Below are 5267 nucleotides of genomic sequence, written 5' to 3'. Positions count from 1 at the left end.
GTATAGAAGGAATAAGTATGCCATCAAGGCGCGTAGCGGTCGATATAGGCGGCACTTTTACTGACATATGTATTGTTAATGACAGCGACAGGACTGTTCGCGTTACAAAAGTTCCATCGACTCCCAATCCAATCGATGGCTTCATGGCCGGGCTGCGCCGCGGGAACGTCGTGCTTGGCGATGTGGCATTGCTTGTACATGGTACCACAGTTGCCACCAACGCCTTGATCACCCGACGGCTGCCGCGCACCGCGATGGTCTGCACTAAGGGCTTCCGAGATATTATTGAGATCAGACGCGCCGACAAGGAGGATCTCTGGGACACCTACAAGGACGTGACGCGCCCCTACATTCCGCGCCGTGACCGACTCGAAGTAGCCGAGCGGGTGGATGCCATGGGGCGGGTCCTTCAGCCGCTCGACGAGGATGAGGCGCGCCGCGTCGCCCGTCTCCTGAAGAGGCGTGGCGTCGCCGCCGTGGCGGTTTGCTTCATGAATGCCTTCGCCAACGGCGAGAACGAACGAAGAATGAAGGAGATATTGGTCGAAGAACTCGATGGAATTCCGGTCTCCACTTCTTCGGAGACGCTGCCTGAAATTTTCGAGCACGAGCGGTTCTCAACGACCGTAGTCAACGCAGCACTCGCGCCCGTCGTCGGCGACTACTGCAATGCGCTCGATGCGCGCCTGAAGTCTGAGGGTTACAAGCGCGACTTGGTACTGCTCCATTCCGGCGGCGGCGTAATGACGGCGCGTGGGACCAAGCAGTTCGCGGCGCGTCTCGCTGGTTCTGGAATCGCGGCGGGTGCCATCGCCAGTCGTCACATCGCCTCGCAGTGCGGCTTCCCCAACTCAATCGGCCTTGATATGGGCGGCACCAGTTGCGATGTCTCGCTGGCCAGTGAAGGGCGCTCGCGCGTCACCAAGGACTGGTTCATTGAGTTCGGATACCCGATCCGCTTTCCTGCGATTGAGCTTCTGACGATCGGCGCCGGAGGCGGCTCACATGCGTGGATCGACCCGGCCGGCTCGCTCCGCAACGGGCCGCAGTCGGCCGGTGCCAACCCCGGCCCGGCCTGCTACGGCCGCGGCAACATGATTCCGACCAACACCGATGCCAATGTTGTGCTCGGGCGCCAAGGTGCCAGCCTGGCGGGCGGGCATATGTCGCTTGATCCGAGGCTTGCGCAGGCGGCCGTGGCGAAGGTCATCGCGGAGCCGCTCGGTCTGGAAGTGCATGTCGCGGCCAATGCCATCGTCCAAGTAGCGAACGCCAACATGGCCGACGCCGTACGCCTGATCTCGATCAGTCGCGGCTACGATCCTCGCGATTTTGCACTCGTCGCCTTCGGCGGGGCCGGCGCGCTACACGGTGCCGAAATCGCGCGTGAGCTTGCGATCCCGGTCGTGATCGTGCCACCCAATCCGGGTGTCACCTCGGCGCTTGGCTGTCTTCTTGTCGACGTGCAGCACGATCTGGGCCAGAGCTTCATTAGCCAAGCGGACAAGACTGACATGGCGACGCTGAAATCGCTGTTCGCCAAACTGGAGGACGAGGCTTGGGACCTGCTTCGGCAGGAAGGTGTCGAGCGCAAGGATGTGATCCTCGAACGCTCTATCGACATGATGTACCAGGGTCAGTGGCGGTCGCTATCGGTGCCGCTCGACGCTGCTCTTAATTCCATCGATGAGCTCGTCGCTTCATTTCATATGCTCCATGAGCGCGAGTACAACTTCCGCCGCGAAGATGCGCCGGTCGATATCTACCGCATCAATCTGAGCGCGATCGGTGTGACCCCAAAGGCCGTTCTCGCTGAACATACGCCGTCGGATGAGGCTCCAGTGCCGAAGGAACGGCGCACAGTGTGGTTCGAGGACAAGCCGTTCGCCGGCACGCCGATCTATCAGCGTGAGGGCATGAAGGCAGGAGCCAGGCTCGTAGGCCCGGCTATCATCGAACAGTTCGATTCGACCACTGTCGTGCCGCCTGGTTGCAGTGCCGAGATCGACCGCTTCCTCAACATCGTCATTCGCTTTGAGGCCTGAGCCATGAATTCCGCCGGCGCAATGCCGTTTCCCGAAGGATTTTCTCTCGATCCGGTGACCTTCGAGGTGCTGAAGAACTCGTTCATCAACTCCGTCAACCAGATGTCGGAACAGATCCTCAGGACCTGCTATTCCTTTGTTATCTACAATCGGGACTTCTCCAATGGCCTGAGTGACGTGAATGGCGATTCGGTCGCCCAGGGCGACCAGGACCTCGCCGGCCATGTCGGCACGCTTCACCTAACCTGCAAGGACGTGATCCGCGTTTTCAAGGGCCGCATGGAGGATGGCGATGTGTATGCCATATGTAGTAGACGAATTGCGATCTAATTGCAGGTATATTGAGATAACGATGGAAAAACCGCGCAAAGTTATAGTTATCGGTGCTGGTATAGTCGGGGTTTGTACGGCGTATTGGTTGCAATCTGAGGGTCATAGTGTCACGATAGTGGACCGCTCTGCGCCTGGTGCGGGCGCCTCATTCGGCAACGCCGGCTGTATAAACGGCTCATCCGTGGTTCCGATGTCAATGCCAGGAGTAGTCTGGAACGTACCTGGATACTTGTTAAATCCCCTCGGACCGCTCGCTATTCGTTGGTCATATTTGCCGCAGATCGCGCCGTGGCTCTTCCGATTTCTGCTGTCGGGCACCCAGCGTGCTGTACCCGAGCAAGCTCGGGCTCTAAGGCAATTGTCCGCACCAGCGATGGATCTGATGCAAACGATAGCGAATGATGCAAAGTTGGGCGACCTTATCAGAAAGAGCGGCCATCTGTACGCCTATAAGTCGGAGGCTGGCCTCTCAAACGATCGGCTGGCTTGGGAGCTCCGCGCAGCCAACGGAGTACAATTCCAGATACTGAATGGCAGGGACATGAGAGAAATTGAGCCTCTCATCTGTCCGGACTACACGAGAGGAGTTTTCATCTCTGAAAACGGGCATATCCTGGATCCTCGTCGACTCGTTACGGGAATTGCCAATCGGGTCGTACAAGGAGGCGGCACGATAGTACGCCGAGATATATTACGAATTGAGCTTCTGGCGGATGGCCGCTTGACCGTGAAAGGTGAAGGCGGGGACATGGTCGCGGATGACGTTGTGATAGCAACTGGCGCTTTCTCGAAGCATTTCGCCGCTGCAATGGGGGATAGTATACCCCTCGACACCGAACGAGGATATCATCTCTATCTGTTAGACACCGATGCCCTCCCGACTTTGCCTATTACCGACGCTGAAGGTAAGTTTATAGTGACCCCCATGGCGGACGGCCTACGCCTAGCCGGAACGGTCGAATTTGCTGGCCTTTCCGCAGGCCCAAACTGGCGAAGGGCAGATGCGCTTTTGTCGGGTGCCCAGAGGCTGCTTCCGCACCTTCGCCGGAATTTCGACATGTCCGCAATCAGACAGTGGATGGGTTTTCGTCCAAGCTTGCCCGATTCCATGCCAGTCATAGGTCGCTCTAAAAGGTCCCGGAATGTCTATTACGCCTTCGGTCACGGCCATATCGGCATGACGACGGCACCAAAGACTGGGGAAATCGTCTCAGCGCTGATTTCCGGAAGGGCACCGAGTATCGACATTTCCCATTTTAGACCAGATCGCTTTTAACGCGGAACCTTGCTCTCTGTTGGTGTTCGCGCCCGATATAACTGGCAGCGCAGTGAACAAGAGATGGCGTAGCTACTATCGCTTGAGCGTTTTTACCACCCAGTTGATCACCATCGCCGACAATCGCCAGTGGCTGTGATTTGCCCATTGGTGGCCACGAATTGCAACCGCGAGGATTGAGCAACGTGGCCTACGATTTAGGCATGAGGGCTCATAAGGTCAAGAACAGCGGTCAGAAGGCGCCGTGCTGGAAGGCTACGGCCATTTTGAGCGGTCGAAACAACCATTACCTCGTAGTATATTGCAGGACGAAATTCACGAATGGTTACAAAGTCGCGATACAAACACGAGTGTGCTGCTATTGGCTCAACGATCGAAAGGCCCGCACCGCTGGCTACTAATCCCATTATACCTGCGAAAAACTCACACTCGCAAACAATGTTGAGCTTGGGACCAGCCATGCTTATTCTGTTTAAGACCTTTGAATACGTCGGTTGCCAGGGAGTTAGTGAGATAAACGGATACTTCTGTATGTCCGCAGGAGTGAGATAGGACTTATCCTCGAGTTCATGACCGCGGGGCAGCACAGCTGCACATCTCAACCGATGAACATTATTTAAGTTATGGTTTACATCGATCGGAGTTTCAGCGATCAATATATCTGCGTTCGGGGAATGAGTGAGGTCCCAGAGTAAATTGGACCCTTTGGTCGATATGCGAAACCTAGTATTTGGATACTCCTGCCTGACGGTCGCAATTGCCTGTGGGAGCCAGCCCAGACTAGCAGCGGGGTGAGCATGCACAGTCACGATACTAGCGCTATCACTTGTCAAGTCAGTGAGCGTTTGATTCACAGAGGCAAGTCCGTTCATCGCAATGACGGCGTCTCCGTGCAGAACTCTTGCCTCCTCGGTAGGGCGTAACCGATTACCAGACCGAGTAAATAGCGCGATGCCAGCGTTCTTTTCGAGGCGAAATATAAGGTTACTTACTGCAGGTTGGCTTATTCCCAATGATTCTGCAGCTTCGGACAATGTCCGGCATGACATCACCGCGATGAAAGCTTCAATCTGGCGAAAATCATTTATCATTATAACCTCATGTTATGATATATGGGGAATCCCATATTGAAGCGATATTTGACCGATGCGCGCTAGTGATGCATTGTGATTTCGTCGCCCGGTTGCCTAGCAACCCCGGCTCGTTAACAATGATAACATTGGGATATCGGACGGCAAGGCCCCTATACCCCAAGACTTCCCGAAAGGACTGCATAATGCTTGAGGTCGGAGTTTTGCTGACCATGGACGTGGAGCCGACGACGGCAACCACTCATTCCTCGGCCACAGGGCCGGCCGATTGGGATTTCGGCGAACTTGCGGTCCGGGGATACTGGGACCGCGGAATGCAGCGCGGCTACCCTGTGACATTCTTCGTGCACCCCGAGGCCGCGGTGGCGCAGGCTGACTTATTTCGCTCACTGCGTGACAAGGGCGCGTGCCTTGGGCTCCATATGCATCCTTGGAAATATTCCCTGTGGAGGTTCGCAGGCGAGCGGTTTCTGGCTCACTTTGGGTGTTTGAGCGAGAACGAACAACGTGAGCTGCTTTCTG

General features: G+C 56.2%; 5 protein-coding genes. 4 read left to right on the top strand and 1 reads right to left on the bottom strand.

The window, feature by feature from the left end:
* Positions 1–17 precede the first annotated feature (17 nt).
* The 3 genes from ACODTY_RS23175 to ACODTY_RS23165 are packed head-to-tail and all read left to right on the top strand — an operon-like array spanning position 18 to position 3654.
* Entirely contained in the window at positions 18–2045 is a 2028-nt protein-coding gene (locus ACODTY_RS23175; RefSeq protein ID WP_488996530.1) for a hydantoinase/oxoprolinase family protein, read from the top strand.
* A gap of 3 nt (positions 2046–2048) precedes the next feature.
* A complete protein-coding gene (locus ACODTY_RS23170) occupies positions 2049–2375 on the top strand; it encodes a hydantoinase B/oxoprolinase family protein (RefSeq protein ID WP_488996529.1) in 327 nt (108 codons plus the stop codon).
* Positions 2332–3654 carry an NAD(P)/FAD-dependent oxidoreductase gene (locus ACODTY_RS23165; protein WP_488996528.1) on the top strand — a complete coding sequence of 441 codons (1323 nt, stop codon included), beginning with the start codon at positions 2332–2334 and terminating at the stop codon, positions 3652–3654. Before ACODTY_RS23170 ends, ACODTY_RS23165 begins: the two co-directional genes overlap by 44 nt.
* Before the next feature lie 197 nt (positions 3655–3851).
* On the opposite strand, the gene ACODTY_RS23160 is transcribed toward ACODTY_RS23165, so the two are convergent.
* Complete coding sequence (locus tag ACODTY_RS23160; RefSeq protein WP_488851512.1) at positions 3852–4745, bottom strand: LysR family transcriptional regulator; 894 nt, start codon at positions 4743–4745, stop codon at positions 3852–3854.
* Positions 4746–4930: 185 nt separating this feature from the next.
* On the opposite strand from ACODTY_RS23160, the gene ACODTY_RS23155 reads away from it, so the two are divergent.
* A partial coding sequence (locus ACODTY_RS23155; protein WP_488996527.1) for a hypothetical protein occupies positions 4931–5267 on the top strand: 337 nt, incomplete at its 3' end.

The organism is Mesorhizobium sp. FG116 (genome assembly GCF_057809835.1).
This window is presented reverse-complemented; position numbering and strand designations above follow the sequence as displayed.